This is a genomic window from Microbacterium oryzae, from assembly GCF_009735645.1.
GTDB classification, from domain to species: Bacteria; Actinomycetota; Actinomycetes; order Actinomycetales; family Microbacteriaceae; genus Microbacterium; species Microbacterium oryzae.
The window spans coordinates 2,290,007-2,304,174 of the sequence record NZ_CP032550.1; the positions used below are offsets into that span (position 1 = coordinate 2,290,007).

Genomic DNA, 14,168 nt, shown 5'->3' on the forward strand with positions numbered 1-14,168 from the left:
AACGTCGGCCCGGCAGGCCCCCGCCGTCAGCCGGCGGTGTTGCCGGAGCCGTTCGCGCCGGTCTGCGTGCCGTCTCCGGTCTGCCCGCCGCCGTTGCCCGCACCCGCGCCGCCGTTGCCGCCGGCGTTGCCCGTGCCGTTCGCGCCGTTCTGCGTGGCGGGCGTCTCGGTGGGCGTCGGCTCGGGCTCCTCCGTCGGCTCCGCCTCGATCGTGACGGTGGGGCTCGACGCGGACACCGTGCTGTCGGGCATGCCGCTGCACGAGATGGTGGAGGTCGCGCTCACGCTCTCGCCGGGGCCCGCGGTCGCGACGATCACCGCGCTCGTCTCGTCGACGAGGAAGGGGTCGCGGGTCGGCGCACCGGAGTCCTGGAAGTTCGCGCCGGACAGCTGCACCGTGTAGGTCGCGTCGCCGAAGCCCTCCGGGCAGGAGTAGCGGTCCCAGCGGACGACGAACGAGCTGCCCGCGGGCACGCTGCTCGGGGCGGTGCCGTTGTACTCGAACGCGAGCGGTCCGGCCTCGGGCATGCTCGGGGCGGTGTAGACGGTCAGCGTGATCGTCGACCCCTCCGCGATGTTGCCGCGCGGCGAGACCTCGGCGACGGTGTTCACCTGCTCCGCGCTCGTCGCCTGCGAGCCGTCCTGGCGGGCGGCGGCGAGGCCGGCGGCGCTGAGGGCGTTCACGGCGTCGTCGTACGTCATGCCGACGAGATTCAGCCCGTCCACGTTCACGAGGGCGGGGCCGGTCTCCACGGGCGTCGGCGTCGTCGACGGCTGGCTGGGCGCGCTCGCCGACGGCGTCGGGCTCTCCGCCGTGCTCGGGTCGTCGTCCTGGTTGAGGAAGAACGCGGCGACCGTGCCGCCGAGCACGAGCACGAGCAGCGTGATCAGCGCGATGAGCGGCCACGTCCACGGGCTGCGCTTCTTCTTCCGCGGCTCCTCGGCGACGGCCGCGGGCGGCGCGTCGAAGGGGATGGGCCGGGTCGAGTTCATGAGGCGCGTGGTGGCGTCGTCGCCGACGCCCAGCAGCTGCGTCAGATCGTCGTCGGCCGCGGCGGACCCGGCGGCGATCGCGGGCACCGCGGCGGCGGCCGAGGCGATGTCGCCGCGGCGCAGCGCATTCGCCGCGCGGGCGACGGCGGCCGACGACGCCGGGCGCTCCTCGGGCTTCTTGGCGATCATCGCCATGACGAGGTTCTGAACCGGCTGGGGCACGTCGGAGGGGAGCGGCGGGGGCTGCTCGTTGATCTGCGCCATGGCGATCGCGACCTGCGATTCGCCCGTGAAGGGGCGCTTGCCCGCGAGGCACTCGTACGCGACGATGCCGAGCGAGTACGTGTCGGTCGCGGGGCTCGCCGGATGGCCGGATGCCTGCTCGGGGGACAGGTACTGGACCGTGCCCATCACCTGGCCGGTCGCCGTCAGCGGCACCTGGTCGGCGATGCGCGCGATGCCGAAGTCGGTGATCTTCACGCGCCCGTCGGGCGTGATGAGGAGGTTCCCCGGCTTGATGTCGCGGTGCACGAGACCGGCCGCGTGCGCGGCCTGGAGGGCCGCCGCGGTCTGCGCGGTGATGTCGAGCGTGCGCTCGGGCGGCAGCGCGCCCTCGCGCTCGAGGATGGTCGACAGCGCCTCGCCGGGCACGAGCTCCATCACGAGGAAGGCGGAGCCGTTCTCCTCGCCGTAGTCGAACACGCTCGCGATGCCCTCGTGGTTGACGAGCGCGGCGTGCCGAGCCTCGGCGCGGAAGCGCTCGAGGAACCCGGGGTCGCCCATGTACTCGTCTTTGAGGATCTTGATCGCGACCGATCGTCCGATGACGTGGTCGGTCGCCTCCCAGACCTCGCCCATTCCGCCGATGGCGATGCGCGAGTTGAGCTCATAGCGGCCGCCGAAAGAAACACCTCGTGTAGGCCTCATCGTCCCAGCACCGCCTCCATGACTTCCTTCGCGACGGGAGCCGCGATCGTGTTCCCGCTCCCAGACTGGCCCTGGCCACCGCCATCCTCGACCACGACGGCGACCGCGACCTGCGGGTCGTCCGCCGGAGCGAATCCCGTGAACCAGAGGTCGTACGGGCCGTCGTTCGGGGTCTCGGCCGTGCCGGTCTTGCCGGCCACGTCGACCCCGTCAATTCTTGCATTGGTCGCGGCGCCATCCTGGACGCTCGCCTCCATCGCCTCGGTCAGCGCGTCGGCGAGATCCGCATCGAGCGCGCGCCCGAACTGCGTCGGCTCGAACGTGTCCTGCACGGACAGGTCGCTGCCGATGACGTCGTCGACCATCCAGGGGTTCATGACGACGCCGTCGTTGGCGATCCCGGCCGAGACCATCGCGATCTGCAGCGGCGTCGCCTGCACCTGACCCTGCCCGAAGCCGGTCAGCGCGGTCTGCGCCTTGTCGTCGAGGTCGGGGTAGGAGGAGGGCGTCGACACGAGCGGCGTCTCGAAGCTCTCGTTGAACCCGTACGCCTCGGCCGCCTTCCGGATGGCGTCGTCGCCGAGCTTCACGGCGAGCTCCGCCATCGGGACGTTGCACGAGAGGCGGATGGCCGTGCGCAGCGTGACCTCGTCGCCGCCACCGCAGGTGCCGCCGGTCGAGTTGCGCACCACGCTCGAGGAGTTGGGGAGCGTGTAGGACGCCGGGTTCGGCATCGTGGAGTCCATCGTGTAGTCGCCCGACGCGATCGCGGCGGACACCGTCACGAGCTTGAACGTCGACCCCGGGGGGTAGAGATCGCCGGCGATCGCGCGGTTCTGCAACGGCTGGGCGGGATCGGCCTGCAGCTGGTCGTATGCCGCGTTCGCCGCCTCGGCGTCGTGCGCCGCGAGCTGGTTCGTGTCGTAGCCGGGCGTGGACACCATCGCGAGGATGCGGCCGGTGTCGGGCTCGATGGCCACGACGGCTCCCGTGAAGCCGCGGTTCGTCAGGGCGTCGTAGGCCGTGCGCTGGACAGCGGGGTCGATGCTCAGCTCGATGCTCGAGCCGCGCGGGTCCTGACCGGAGATGACCTGGTCGAGGCGCTGGAAGAACGCCGACGCCGCCTGCCCCGACAGCTCCTGGTTCATCTCGCGCTCGAGCTGCGTGACGGACTGCAGCGCCGGGTTCATCCAGCCGGTCACGGCCGACCACAGCTGCGCGTCGGCGTACTGCCGCTGCCACGCGTAGACGTCGTCGGACGCGCTCGACGTCGCGATCTCCTGGCCGCCGGCGATGATCGAGCCGCGCTGCACCTCGAAGCTGTCGTAGAGGGTGCGGCGGTTGTCGGGGTGCGCGTTGAGCGAGGGCGCCGAGACGACCTGTATCCAGCTCGTCGCGACGAACAGCGAGAGGAACATGAACAGCACGATGATGCTGAGCCTGCGGAGCTCCTTGGTCATCCGATCACCGCCCTGGGCTGCTGGCGCACCGCATCGCTGATGCGCAGGATGAGCGCCACGATGAGCCAGTTCGCCAGCAGCGACGAGCCTCCCGAGGCGAGGAACGGCGTCGTGAGACCCGTGAGGGGGATCACCCGGGTCACACCGCCGACCATGATGAACACCTGCAGCGCGAGCGTGAACGACAGCGCGGTCGCGAGCAGCTTGCCGAAGTCGTCCTGGCCGAGCACGCCGATCCGCAGGCCGCGCGCGGTGAAGACCAGGTACAGGCAGAGCACGGCGAACAGGCCCACGAGCCCGATCTCCTCGCCGAGGCTGGGGAAGATGTAGTCGCTCTGCGAGACCGGCGTGAGGTACGGCCGGCCCTGGCCGAGTCCGGTGCCGAAGAGGCCGCCGTGCGCGAGGCCGAAGATGCCGTTGACGAGCTGGAAGCTGCCGCCGTCGGCCTGGATGACGCTCTGGTCGAAGGCGTGGAGCCAGTTCTCGAAGCGCCCGCGCACGTACGACAGGACGAAGGAGGCGCCGATCGCGCCGCCGACGGCGAGGATCACGCCGATGAGCATCCACCCCGTCTTGCCGGTGGCGACGTACAGCGTGGCCACGAACATCCCGAAGATGAGCAGGCCGGTGCCGAGGTCGCGCTGGAAGACGATGATGGCCATCGAGATGAGCCATACGACGATGAGAGGGCCGAACTCGCGGGCACGGGGGAAGCTGAACCCGAGGATCTTCCGGCCCGTCGATGCGAGGCTCTCGCGGGTGCGGACGAGGTAGCCGGCGAAGAAGATCGCCAGGCAGATCTTCGCGAGCTCGCCGGGCTGGAAGTTGAAGCCGAAGATGTTGATCCAGACGTCGGCGTTGCCGCCGCCGTGCAGGAACGGCACGAACGGCAGCATCAGCAGGACGATGCCGGTGAGGCCGAAGATGTACGTGTACCGGAACAGCACGCGGTAGTTGCCGAGCAGCCACACCAGCAGGATCGCGAGCACGATCGACACGGCCGCGTACGCGATCTGGTTCTGATAGGCCGTCGCATAGAGGCCATCCGAGTCGTTCTGGATGTCGATGCGGTAGATCATCGCGATGCCCAGCCCCGTCAGCAGGGTCGCGATGGGCAGGAGGAACGGATCGGCCTGGGATGCCTGGATGCGCATCACGATGTGCAGCACGAGGGTCAGCGCGCCGACCACGCCCAAGCCGATGAGGACTCCGGGGCGGAGCTCCCCGATGGCGCCGAACTGCACGAGCACGACGGCCCCTGCCGACACGGCGAGGGCGAACAGCAGCAGGAGCAGCTCGCGGTTGCGCAGCGGCTGCGGTCTCCGCACACGGCGCAGGGCCTTGTGGATCTGGGTGTCGGCGGCGGTCATTCCTCGCCCTCCGGCGTCGGCGTGGGTGTGGGCGTCGAGAGATCCTCGCTCGCGCTCTCGTCCTCATCGAGGGTCTCGTCGATCTCACCCGGGGCGAGCCGGTACGAGCGCAGGCGCTCGACGATCGCCTCGGCGTCGGCGAGCGAGCGCGCGGTGATCGTGCGCTCGACCTGGGCGCGATACGCCTGCGGCAGATCGGCGAGGACGACGTCGGTGTCCTCGCGGACCTCGGACAGCGAGACGGGCCCGAGCGACTGCTGGATGCCCTGGTAGATGACGACGGAGTCGTCGTCGGCGCCGACGAAGTAGCGCGTCTGCGTCCAGCTGAAGAACGCCGCCAGGCCTGCCGCGATCGCCGCCACGAGGACGAGGAGCGCGACGATCGCACCGAGGCGCCGACGGCCGCGGCGGCGGCGGTCCTCGGCGATGAGCTCCTGGAGGTACTCCGGCTCGGGCTCGAAGTGCGTCGGCACGTTCGCGGCCGCGCGGTTCGGATGGAACCAGCTCGTCGGCAGGACGGGCCGGCTCAGCGGAGCGTCGGCGACGATGCCCTGCGGGTTGGAGGCCGAGCCCACGATCGTCGCGGTGCCGGTGTAGAGCGGATGCTGCCCGCCGACGTCGACGATGACGATCGTGACGTTGTCGGGGGCGCCGCCGTCGAGGGCGTACTTCAGCAGGATGTCCGCGGTGCGGCCGGGGGCGAATCCCTGCCGCAGCGCCTTCGTGACGTGCGTCTCGTCGACGACGCCGGAGAGGCCATCCGAGCAGATCAGCCAGCGGTCGCCCTCGTGCGTCGGCATGACGAACGTGTCGACCTCGGGGTGGGCGTCCATGTCGCCGAGCACGCGCATGAGCACCGAACGGCGCGGGTGGTAGCGCGCCTCCTCGGGTGTGATGCGGCCGGAGTCGACCAGGCGCTGCACGAAGGTGTGGTCGGCGGTGATCTGCGTGAGCTCGTCGTCGCGGTAGAGGTAGATGCGCGAGTCGCCGATGTGGGCGATGACGGCGTAGTCGTCGACCATGATGATCGAGCTGACCGTGGTGCCGAGGCCGGCGAGCTCGGGGCGGCGCGAGGCGATCTGGATGAGGTCGCCCGCGGTCGAGGAGATCGTGTGCTTGAGCGCGTCCTCGGCCTCCGCCGGCGAGGCGTAGACCTGGTCGAGCGGCTCGAGCTTCTGGATGGCGACGGCGGAGGCCACGTCGCCGCCCGCGTGGCCGCCCATGCCGTCGGCGACGACGAACAGGTTGGACCCGGCGTAGCCGGAGTCCTGGTTGTTCGATCGCACCTTCCCCGTGTGGGAGATGGCGGCGCTGGAGCCGGTGAAGACCATCGGGCGGCGGCTACTTCCGCAGCTCGAACGTCGTGGCGCCGACCTTCACCGGCACCCCGAACGGCACCGGGACGGGGGCGTCCGGCGAGACGCGGTGGCCGTCGAGGAAGGTGCCGTTGGTGGACTGCAGATCCTGCAGCAGCCACTGCTCGCCGCGCAGGAGGAGGCGAGCGTGATGGCTGGAGGTGTAGTCGTCGCGGATGACGAGGCCCGACTCGCTCGAGCGGCCGATCGTCAGCGCATCGCGGCCGAGGGGGAGCTCGAGGCCGGCCTTGGGACCCGACGTGATGACGATGCGGGTGGCCGCGCCGCCGGACGACGGTGCGCTCTGGGCGGGCGCCGGCGCTGCGGCGGGAGCGGGTGCCGCAGGCGCGGGAGTCGCCGCCGCGGCGCCGCTCCCCGGCAGCTTGCGCACGCGCACGCCGAAGATGTCCGCGCGCAGCGAGAACACGACGGCGAACACGAACAGCCACAGCACGAGGAGGAAGCCGTACTGCAGCAGGAGCTGGGTGAGCGGGTTCATCGGTCCCCTCCGCGGAAGTCGTACAGCTCGGTGGCTGCGTCATGTCGCGACACGCGCTGCGGTGGCGCCGCGAGCGGCACGAGGCGGAAGACGATGTCGGTGCGGCCGATCGTGATGACCTGCCCGTTGGAGAGGGCGGCCTGCCCGACGGGGACGCCGTCGAGCTTCGACCCGTTCGTGGAGCCGAGGTCGCGCACCATGGCGCGCTCGCCATCCCACAGCACCTCGACGTGCTTGCGGCTCGTGCCGGGGTCGGCGACGGTGATGTCGGCGTCGCTGCCGCGGCCGATCACCGTGCGCGCTCGCGAGAGCGGATGGCGGCGGCCGGCGATCTCGACGACGGCCCGCCATTCGACGCGCCCCTCGGCCGTGACGGAGTCCACCGCGATCGTGCCGGTGGCCACCTGCTCGTCGGGCCGCAGGGAGATCGAGACCGGGCCGGGGAAGCTGTAGCCCTGCTTGGCGGCGTGCGCGCGCACCGCCTCGTCGAGCTCGTTCGTGAGCGCCGGGCCGAGCGCGGCCATCCGCTCGCCGTCGGCGGGGCTCACCCGGACGGTGAGGCTGTTGGGCACCAGCACCCGGTCGCGCGTGACGATGGCGGCCTTCTTGTCGAGCTCGCTGCGCAGGGCGGAGGCGATCTCGACGGGCTGGAGCCCGCTGCGGAAGGTCTTCGCGAACGCGCTGTTCACGGCGCGCTCGAGCCCCTTCTCGAAGCTGTCAAGTAGTCCCACTGGGCTCCTCATGCAGGGCGGCTGGTCAGGGTCATCGTAGCCAGAACGTCTGGAAACGCGGACGCCCTGCGCGAGAAGACGTCTGCAGGCGGATGGCCGTCATCCTGACGACGGACGGCGTCGGGGGCGCGACGCGCCCGTGATCCCGCTTTCGCGAGGCCCCGTCGGTCGTGTTATTCTCGGGAAGTTGGGTTCGGAGGTCTCGGACTCTGCGCGAGTGGCGGAATAGGCAGACGCGCTGGCTTCAGGTGCCAGTGCCCGAAAGGGCGTGGGGGTTCAACTCCCCCCTCGCGCACAGCGGATGTCAGGAGAAAGCCCCCGGTCGGATCGACCGGGGGCTTTCTCGTGCCCGGAGTCAGACGCCGCGGCGCCCGTCGGCGTCGCCGTCGAGCTCGACCTCCTCCTTGCGCACGTCGGCCTCGACGCGCTCGGTGTCGCTGACCGTCTCGGTGTCGAGGCGCACGCGCTCGACCGGGACGGTCTCCTTGTCGACGACCGGACGCTCCTCGGTCAGGACGACCTCGTGCTCGGCCTCGCTGATGTCGGGGCCGTCGAGGGCGTCGCCCGCGTTGCCGTCCGTGATGGGCTCGCGCTCGAGGCGGACCTCTTCGCGCTCGACGGGGACGGTGACCGTCTCGTGGTCGGTGACGACGTACTTGCGGAGGCGCGCGCGGCCCGTCTCGACGCGCTCGGTGCCGACGTTGAGCCGCTCCTCCGAGCGGGTCATCGCGTCGTCGCCGCCGACGCCACGTCCGCGGTCGCGGTCAGCGTCATCGACGAAGGTGCGGCCGGTCGTGCCCGTGCCGACACCGGTGGTGCCTGCGGTGCCCGCGCCGAAGTCGGATCCGGTGCCGTTCTCGGCGAAGTCGTCGCCCGCTCCGCCCGATCGGCTCGAGTCGCGGTAGTAGGAGTAGAGCTCGTCCTCCTCCGCCTCGGAGAGCTCGCCGTCGCTCTCGATGCGCGGAGCGTCCTTCACGAAGTCCTTCGAGAAGGGGACGCGGAGGTCGCCTCCGGTCTCCTCGGCCTGCTCGAGGGGGACGAACGACTCGGACGTGCCGAAGAGACCCGTCTTGACGGTGGCCCAGCTGGGACGACCCGAGTCCGAGTCCACGTAGATCTGACCGACGGTGCCGATCTTGTGCCCGTCGCTGTCGACGACGTTCGCACCGCTGAGGCTGTTGAGGTTCTGCTCGTTGATCATCTCGATCGTTCTCGCTTTCTTCTCCGGAGAGGGCGTCGACGGGTTCGCCGACGTGCCCCGCGCCGATCCCCATGAGAATCAGTCACGCCGTGAACGCTAGGGGACCCGTCCGCTCAACTCCTCGGGTTGTCAGGGTCCGATCGGCCCCCTATCCTCGCGCCCTCCGCGGCCATCTGGAGGGCTTGCATACCGGGGCGCACGGGTCAACCCGTGCGCAGGAGCGGCCTGAGCCGCGTTACATCGAGGGGAGACGAGAAAGGCACGGACATGACGCCATCGCAAACCGCCCAGAATCCGGACGACGCCCACACGTCAGCGCCCGAGCATCCGGATCAGCCGGACTCCCCGACCCAGATCGACAAGAGGTCGTGGGCGTTCGTCGCGCGGAAGTCCTTCCGCGAGTTCCTCGCCGACCAATGCCAGGACATCGCCGCGAGCCTGACCTACTACGGCGTCCTGGCGCTGTTCCCCGGCCTGCTCGCGGTCTTCTCCCTTCTCGGCGTCGTCGGGCAGGGGCAGCAGGCAGCGGACGCCGTGCTCGGGATCATCGGCTCGATCGCGCCGGGCGACACCGTCGACATGCTCGAGGGCCCGGTCACCGACATCGCCAACTCGCCGGCAGCCGGATTCGCCCTCATCAGCGGTCTCGTGCTCGCCATCTGGTCGGCCTCGGGATACGTCGGCGCGTTCACCCGCGGGATGAACCGCATCTACGGCGTCGACGAGGGCCGCCCCTTCCTGAAGCTCAAGCCGCTGCAGCTGCTCGTGACCCTCATCACCGTCGTGATGATCGCGCTCGCCGCCGTGCTGCTGGTGATCTCGGGCCCGATCGCGCAGGCGATCGGCGATGCCATCGGGCTGGGAGACGTCGCGGTGACCGTGTGGAACATCGCACGCTGGCCGGTCCTCGCCGCCATCGTCGTGCTCCTCATCGCGATGCTGTACTACGCGACGCCGAACGTGAAGCAGCCGAAGTTCCGCTGGATCAGCATGGGCGCCATCCTCGCGATCGTCATCCTCCTGATCGCGTCGATCGGCTTCGCCTTCTACGTCGCGAACTTCTCCAACTACAACCGCACCTACGGCTCGTTCGCCGGCGTCATCGTGTTCCTGCTGTGGCTGTGGATCGCCAACATCGCGCTGCTCATCGGCGCGGAGTTCGATGCGGAGATGGAGCGCGGCCGCGAGCTCGAAGCGGGTCTGCCCGCGGAGGAGCGCATCCAGCTCCCCCTGCGTGACGACAAGCGCATCGAGAAGGCCGCGGAAGCACATCGCAAGGACGTCGCGAAGGCCCGCGAGATCCGACGCGACAACGACTGACGCTCGCACCGTCGCGGAGAGGCGGCCGCCCGAGAGGGTGGCCGCCTCTTCGTGCGCTCAGCCCTTTCGGCGCGCTCAGCCCTCCTGCTGCGAGCCGCGCTCGCCGCGCTCGAGGATGTCCCGCAGCAGCGCGAGCACCTCGTCGGGGAGGCCCTGCTCGCCGACCGTGATGTCGACGCGCTGGGAGATCTCGATGCGCCAGGTGTAGCCGTCGGGCACGGGGCGCGCCTCGGGGGCGACGGTCTCGGCGAGGGAGACCAGTCGGTCGCGCTCGGGCTGGGCGAGTGCTGATTCCGGCACCTCGGCGACGTGCACCCGGCCGAGGAGACCGCCCGAGCGCTCCACCCGCACGGTGTCCGCGTCCGCGGGAGAGCCGGCCCCCGATTCCGCCGGTGCGACACCCACCTCCGCCCACGCGGACGCCACCGCCGACTGCTGCGCGGAGCCGTCGCCGAAGCGCTCGCCGGCCGCGCGGATGGTCGCGGTCGCGAACGCCGCGAAGTCCGCGTCTGAGGCGACCATCCTGCCCTCGAGGACGTCGTACCAGACGCGGCCCGCGCCATCCCACGAGTAGCCCCCGATGCCCGTCGCGGCGAGGTGGAAGGCGCGGTTGGGGATGCCGGAGTTGATGTGGACGCCGCCGTTGTCGGTCGTCGTGTCCACGTAGTCCGCCATGGAGGCGGGTTGCGGGTCGGCGCCCAGCACGTCGTCGTCGTACGCGGTGCCGGGAGCGGCGAGCGAGCGCAGGGCGACGCCCTGCACCTGGTCCGTGAAGATGCCCGCGCCGATGAGCCAGTCCGCCTCCGCCGCCGTCTGCCCGAGCAGCCGCTGCTTCACCAGGCTGCCGATGACGTCGGCGACCGACTCGTTGAGCGCGCCGGACTGGCCCTGGTACACGAGATCGACCGTCGCCTGCACGAATCCGTGCGCGAGCTCGTGCCCGACGATGTCGACCGCCGACGTGAATGAGCGGAAGACCTGGCCATCGCCATCCCCGAAGACCATGCGCTCGCCATCCCAGAAGGCGTTGTCGTACCGGTCGCCGTAGTGGACCGTCGCGAGCAGTGGCCGGCCGGCGCCATCCAGCGAATCGCGGCCGTACTCCTCCTGCAGGAGCGTCCATGTCGCCCCCAGCGCGTCGTACGCCTCATCCACCGCGACGTCGCCGGTGGCGGGATCGCCTTCGCGCCGCACGGTGGTGCCGGGGAGGGCGGTCGTGTTCGCGGCGTCGGAGATCGTCCGCTGCGGATGAGGCGCGACGAGGGTGGCGCGCACGGTCGGCACGGCGACGGCGCGCTTCACGCGCAGCGTCTCGTCGACGGTCAGGGTGCGCGCAGCACAGGCCGACACGCGCTCGTCGGCGTGGGTGGTGAGGCGCTCCAGCAGGTATGGCGGCACGATCCCGTTCATGCAGCGACGGTATCCCCGGTCTCCGACATCCGCCACGGGTGCCGCCCCGGTGCCGCTAGCGTGGAGCCCCGGGAGGACCGATGGCGGATCAGCGGCGCGGGCCGAGCATCTACGACGTGGCGCAGCGCGCGCAGGTCTCGCATCAGACGGTGTCGCGGGTGCTCAACGACTACGCGGGGATCCGGCCGGCGACCCGTGAGCGCGTGCTCGAGGCCATCCGCGAGCTGGGGTACCGCCGCAGCGTCGCCGCCCGCACGCTGGCGACGAGCCGCACCAGGTCCATCGGCGTGCTGACGCCCGCGACGGCGGGGTTCGGTCCGGTGAGCACCCTGCTCGCGGTCGAGCATGCCGTGCGCGCGGCCGGTTACCGGCCGCTCGTCACGAGCGTCGTCCCCGAGCCCGATGCCGTGCGGGCGGGAGTGGAGTTCCTCCTCGACCACGCGGTCGAGGCGCTCGTCGCGATCACGCCGTACCGCGTCATGGTGGCCGAGCTTGAGGGACTGGAGCTCCCCTTCCTCACGCTGCAGGGCGGGGGAGAGGGGCTCGACGCGGTGAGCGTCGACCAGTCCGCCGCGATCGACGCGCTCGTCGACCATCTCCGCGCCCTCGGGCACACGGCCATCCAGCACATCGCCGGACCCGCGGGATACATCGAGGCCGACCTGCGGCGCGACGCGTTCGAGCGCTCGGCGCGCGAGCGCGGGCTGCCGCTGCTGCCCGTGCTCGCGGGCGACTGGACCGCCGACGCCGGCTACGCGCTCGCGGCATCGCTCGACCCGCGCGCGACGGCGGTCGTCGCCGGCAACGACCAGATGGCGCTCGGCGTGGTGCACGGGCTCGCCGATCGGGGCGTGCGCGTGCCGGAGGACGTCAGCGTCACGGGGTTCGACGACATCCCGGAGGCCGCGCACTCGTTGCCGCCGCTGACGACCGCGCACCAGGACTTCGCCGAGATCGGGCGCCGCGCGGTGGCCCGCCTCGTCGCGCGGCTCGACGGCGCGTCGGCCCCGCCGCTCGAGGCCGTGGCCCCGCGCCTCGTCGTGCGGCGGTCGACCGCAGCGCCGCGCGCCTGAGGCTCCTCCCGCGGATGCCCGGGCGGGACACTGCGCAGGAGATCCCGGGCCTTCCCGGGCTCGAACCCCTGCCATCCTGCGGCCCGACCGCCTCGGCGGCGCCGGATCTCCTGCGACGTGTCCCGCCTCGCCGCGCATCCGCGATTGCGGCGCGGCGGAACGGCCGGTAATCTTGCCGAGGCGCCCGATGTGAGCGCTCACATGGTCGAGGAGGACGGATGTCGGAAGCAATCGCGCAGGCATCGCTGGGGATCGAGCTGGGCTCGACCCGCATCAAGGCATGCCTGGTGGCACCGGATGGCACGACGCTCGCCACCGGAGGGTTCACGTGGGAGAACCAGCTCGTCGACGGGCTGTGGACCTACTCGCTCGACGATGTGCGCGCGGGCCTGCAGGCCGCGTACGCGGAGCTCGCCGACGCCGTCGAGCGGGAGCACGGCGCGAAGCCGACCTCCTTCGCCGCGATCGGTGTCTCGGCGATGATGCACGGCTACCTCGCGTTCGACGAGGCCGGCGAGCTGCTCGTGCCGTTCCGCACCTGGCGCAACACGAACACGGGCGCGGCCGCTGCCGAGCTCAGCGAGGCGTTCGAGTTCGCCATCCCGCTGCGGTGGTCCGTCGCGCACCTGCATCAGGCGATCATCGACGGCGAGGAGCACGTCTCCCGCGTGCACGCCATCACGACTCTCGCCGGCTACGTCCACGAGCTGCTGACCGGGCGCCGCGTGCTGGGCGTCGGCGACGCCTCCGGGATGTTCCCCATCGACACCGCCACGGGCACCTACGACGCGACGATGCTCGCCACGTTCGACGAGCGCGCTGCCGCCCACGGCGCCGCCGGTCTGCGCATCGCGGATCTGCTGCCCGAGGTGCGCAGCGCGGGGGAGGACGCCGGCGAGCTCACGGCTGCGGGGGCCGCGCTCCTCGATCCGACCGGCTCGCTGCAGCCGGGCGCTCCGCTCTGCCCGCCCGAGGGGGATGCCGGAACGGGCATGGTCGCGACCGGAGCGGTCGCCCCGCGCACCGGCAACGTCAGCGCCGGAACCAGCATCTTCGCCATGGTCGTGCTCGAGGAGGGGCCGCGCACCCCGCACGAGGAGATCGACATCGTGACGACGCCGGCCGGCGACGCCGTGGCGATGGTGCACTGCAACAACGGCGCTAGCGAGCTGAACGCCTGGGCCGATGTCTTCGGCGAGTTCGCCGCCGCGCTCGGGCACCCCGCCGCCCCCGACGCCGTGTTCGAGGCGCTGCTCGGCTCCGCGCTCACGGCCGAGGCCGACAGCGGCATGCTCGTCTACAACTTCCTCTCCGGCGAGCCAATCGCCGGCCTCGACGAGGGGCGGCCGCTCTTCGTGCGCACGCCCGGGTCCCGCCTCTCGCTCGCGTCGTTCGCCCGCGCTCAGCTGCAGGGCGCGTTCGCCGCACTCAGCCTCGGCATGCGCACGCTGACCGACGAGGGCGTCGCGATCGAGGCGATGCGTGCGCACGGCGGCATGTTCCGCACCCGCGGCGTCGCGCAGCGGATCCTCGCGGCCGCCCTCGGCGCCCCGGTCTCCGTCGCCGAGACGGCCGGCGAGGGCGGGGCCTGGGGGATCGCCGTGCTCGGCCAGTACCGGCGCGCGGTGCTCGACGGCTCGGCGGATGGCCGGGACCTGTCGTCCTGGCTGGACGAGGAGCTCTTCGCCGACGCTGCCGCCGAGGCCGTCGTCCCCGAGGCGGCCGACGTCGCCGCCTTCGACACCTACCTGCAGCGCTGGCGCCGCGGCCTCGCGGTGGAAGCCGCGGCGGTCTCCGCCGTCCCCAGCTCAGACCCCCGAGAGTGAGGAT

The 14,168-nt window shown here is 71.4% G+C and carries 11 protein-coding genes and 1 tRNA gene; 4 read left to right on the top strand and 8 right to left on the bottom strand.

The annotated features are described in order from the left end of the window. Positions 1-26: 26 nt before the first annotated feature. From D7D94_RS10755 to D7D94_RS10780, 6 genes are read right to left on the bottom strand one after another with little or no spacing between them, the layout of a single operon-like run. Complete coding sequence (locus tag D7D94_RS10755) at positions 27-1,919, bottom strand: protein kinase domain-containing protein (RefSeq protein WP_156242602.1); 1,893 nt, start codon at positions 1,917-1,919, stop codon at positions 27-29. Next, on the bottom strand, positions 1,916-3,379 hold the full coding sequence (locus D7D94_RS10760) for a peptidoglycan D,D-transpeptidase FtsI family protein (RefSeq protein WP_156242603.1): 1,464 nt from the start codon (positions 3,377-3,379) through the stop codon (positions 1,916-1,918). The genes D7D94_RS10755 and D7D94_RS10760 overlap by 4 nt, the downstream gene beginning before the upstream one ends. After that, positions 3,376-4,749, bottom strand: coding sequence for an FtsW/RodA/SpoVE family cell cycle protein (locus tag D7D94_RS10765; RefSeq protein WP_156242604.1), 1,374 nt, complete (start codon positions 4,747-4,749; stop codon positions 3,376-3,378). The genes D7D94_RS10760 and D7D94_RS10765 overlap by 4 nt, the downstream gene beginning before the upstream one ends. Further along, positions 4,746-6,080: a PP2C family protein-serine/threonine phosphatase gene (locus D7D94_RS10770; protein WP_156242605.1), complete on the bottom strand. Its 1,335-nt coding sequence runs from the start codon at positions 6,078-6,080 to the stop codon at positions 4,746-4,748. Before D7D94_RS10770 ends, D7D94_RS10765 begins: the two co-directional genes overlap by 4 nt. Before the next feature lie 10 nt (positions 6,081-6,090). Further along, positions 6,091-6,603 (bottom strand): FHA domain-containing protein FhaB/FipA, encoded by a 513-nt coding sequence (locus D7D94_RS10775; RefSeq protein ID WP_156242606.1) that lies wholly within the window; start codon positions 6,601-6,603, stop codon positions 6,091-6,093. Further along, a complete protein-coding gene (locus D7D94_RS10780) occupies positions 6,600-7,334 on the bottom strand; it encodes an FHA domain-containing protein (RefSeq protein ID WP_156243421.1) in 735 nt (244 codons plus the stop codon). Before D7D94_RS10780 ends, D7D94_RS10775 begins: the two co-directional genes overlap by 4 nt. Positions 7,335-7,545: 211 nt before the next feature. Between D7D94_RS10780 and D7D94_RS10785 the strand changes: the two genes are divergently transcribed. Continuing rightward, positions 7,546-7,629, top strand: a tRNA-Leu gene (locus tag D7D94_RS10785). 60 nt (positions 7,630-7,689) lie between these two features. Here the strand turns inward: D7D94_RS10785 and D7D94_RS10790 are convergent. Then, positions 7,690-8,535 carry a DUF2382 domain-containing protein gene (locus tag D7D94_RS10790; RefSeq protein ID WP_156242607.1) on the bottom strand — a complete coding sequence of 282 codons (846 nt, stop codon included), beginning with the start codon at positions 8,533-8,535 and terminating at the stop codon, positions 7,690-7,692. A gap of 267 nt (positions 8,536-8,802) precedes the next feature. Here D7D94_RS10790 and D7D94_RS10795 point away from each other — a divergent pair, with 267 nt between their 5' ends. After that, positions 8,803-9,855 carry a YihY/virulence factor BrkB family protein gene (locus D7D94_RS10795; RefSeq protein ID WP_156242608.1) on the top strand — a complete coding sequence of 351 codons (1,053 nt, stop codon included), beginning with the start codon at positions 8,803-8,805 and terminating at the stop codon, positions 9,853-9,855. A gap of 75 nt (positions 9,856-9,930) precedes the next feature. On the opposite strand, the gene D7D94_RS10800 is transcribed toward D7D94_RS10795, so the two are convergent. Beyond that, positions 9,931-11,265, bottom strand: coding sequence for a M4 family metallopeptidase (locus tag D7D94_RS10800; RefSeq protein WP_156242609.1), 1,335 nt, complete (start codon positions 11,263-11,265; stop codon positions 9,931-9,933). An 80-nt stretch (positions 11,266-11,345) separates the two neighbouring features. On the opposite strand from D7D94_RS10800, the gene D7D94_RS10805 reads away from it, so the two are divergent. Both D7D94_RS10805 and D7D94_RS10810 read left to right on the top strand, forming a co-directional pair. Further along, complete coding sequence (locus tag D7D94_RS10805) at positions 11,346-12,338, top strand: LacI family DNA-binding transcriptional regulator (protein ID WP_156242610.1); 993 nt, start codon at positions 11,346-11,348, stop codon at positions 12,336-12,338. 218 nt (positions 12,339-12,556) lie between these two features. Next, positions 12,557-14,164, top strand: coding sequence for a xylulokinase (locus D7D94_RS10810; protein WP_156242611.1), 1,608 nt, complete (start codon positions 12,557-12,559; stop codon positions 14,162-14,164). The last annotated feature ends 4 nt before the right edge of the window (positions 14,165-14,168 follow it).

Excerpts from the sequence above, each read along its gene's own strand:
- D7D94_RS10755 (WP_156242602.1), bottom strand. The coding sequence starts at position 1,919 with ATGAGGCCTACACGAGGTGTTTCTTTCGGCGGCCGCTATGAGCTCAAC.
- D7D94_RS10800 (WP_156242609.1), bottom strand. The coding sequence starts at position 11,265 with ATGAACGGGATCGTGCCGCCATACCTGCTGGAGCGCCTCACCACCCAC.
- D7D94_RS10760 (WP_156242603.1), bottom strand. The coding sequence starts at position 3,379 with ATGACCAAGGAGCTCCGCAGGCTCAGCATCATCGTGCTGTTCATGTTC.
- D7D94_RS10770 (WP_156242605.1), bottom strand. The coding sequence starts at position 6,080 with ATGGTCTTCACCGGCTCCAGCGCCGCCATCTCCCACACGGGGAAGGTG.
- D7D94_RS10775 (WP_156242606.1), bottom strand. The coding sequence starts at position 6,603 with ATGAACCCGCTCACCCAGCTCCTGCTGCAGTACGGCTTCCTCCTCGTG.
- D7D94_RS10795 (WP_156242608.1), top strand. The coding sequence starts at position 8,803 with ATGACGCCATCGCAAACCGCCCAGAATCCGGACGACGCCCACACGTCA.
- D7D94_RS10765 (WP_156242604.1), bottom strand. The coding sequence starts at position 4,749 with ATGACCGCCGCCGACACCCAGATCCACAAGGCCCTGCGCCGTGTGCGG.
- D7D94_RS10805 (WP_156242610.1), top strand. The coding sequence starts at position 11,346 with ATGGCGGATCAGCGGCGCGGGCCGAGCATCTACGACGTGGCGCAGCGC.
- D7D94_RS10790 (WP_156242607.1), bottom strand. The coding sequence starts at position 8,535 with ATGATCAACGAGCAGAACCTCAACAGCCTCAGCGGTGCGAACGTCGTC.
- D7D94_RS10810 (WP_156242611.1), top strand. The coding sequence starts at position 12,557 with ATGTCGGAAGCAATCGCGCAGGCATCGCTGGGGATCGAGCTGGGCTCG.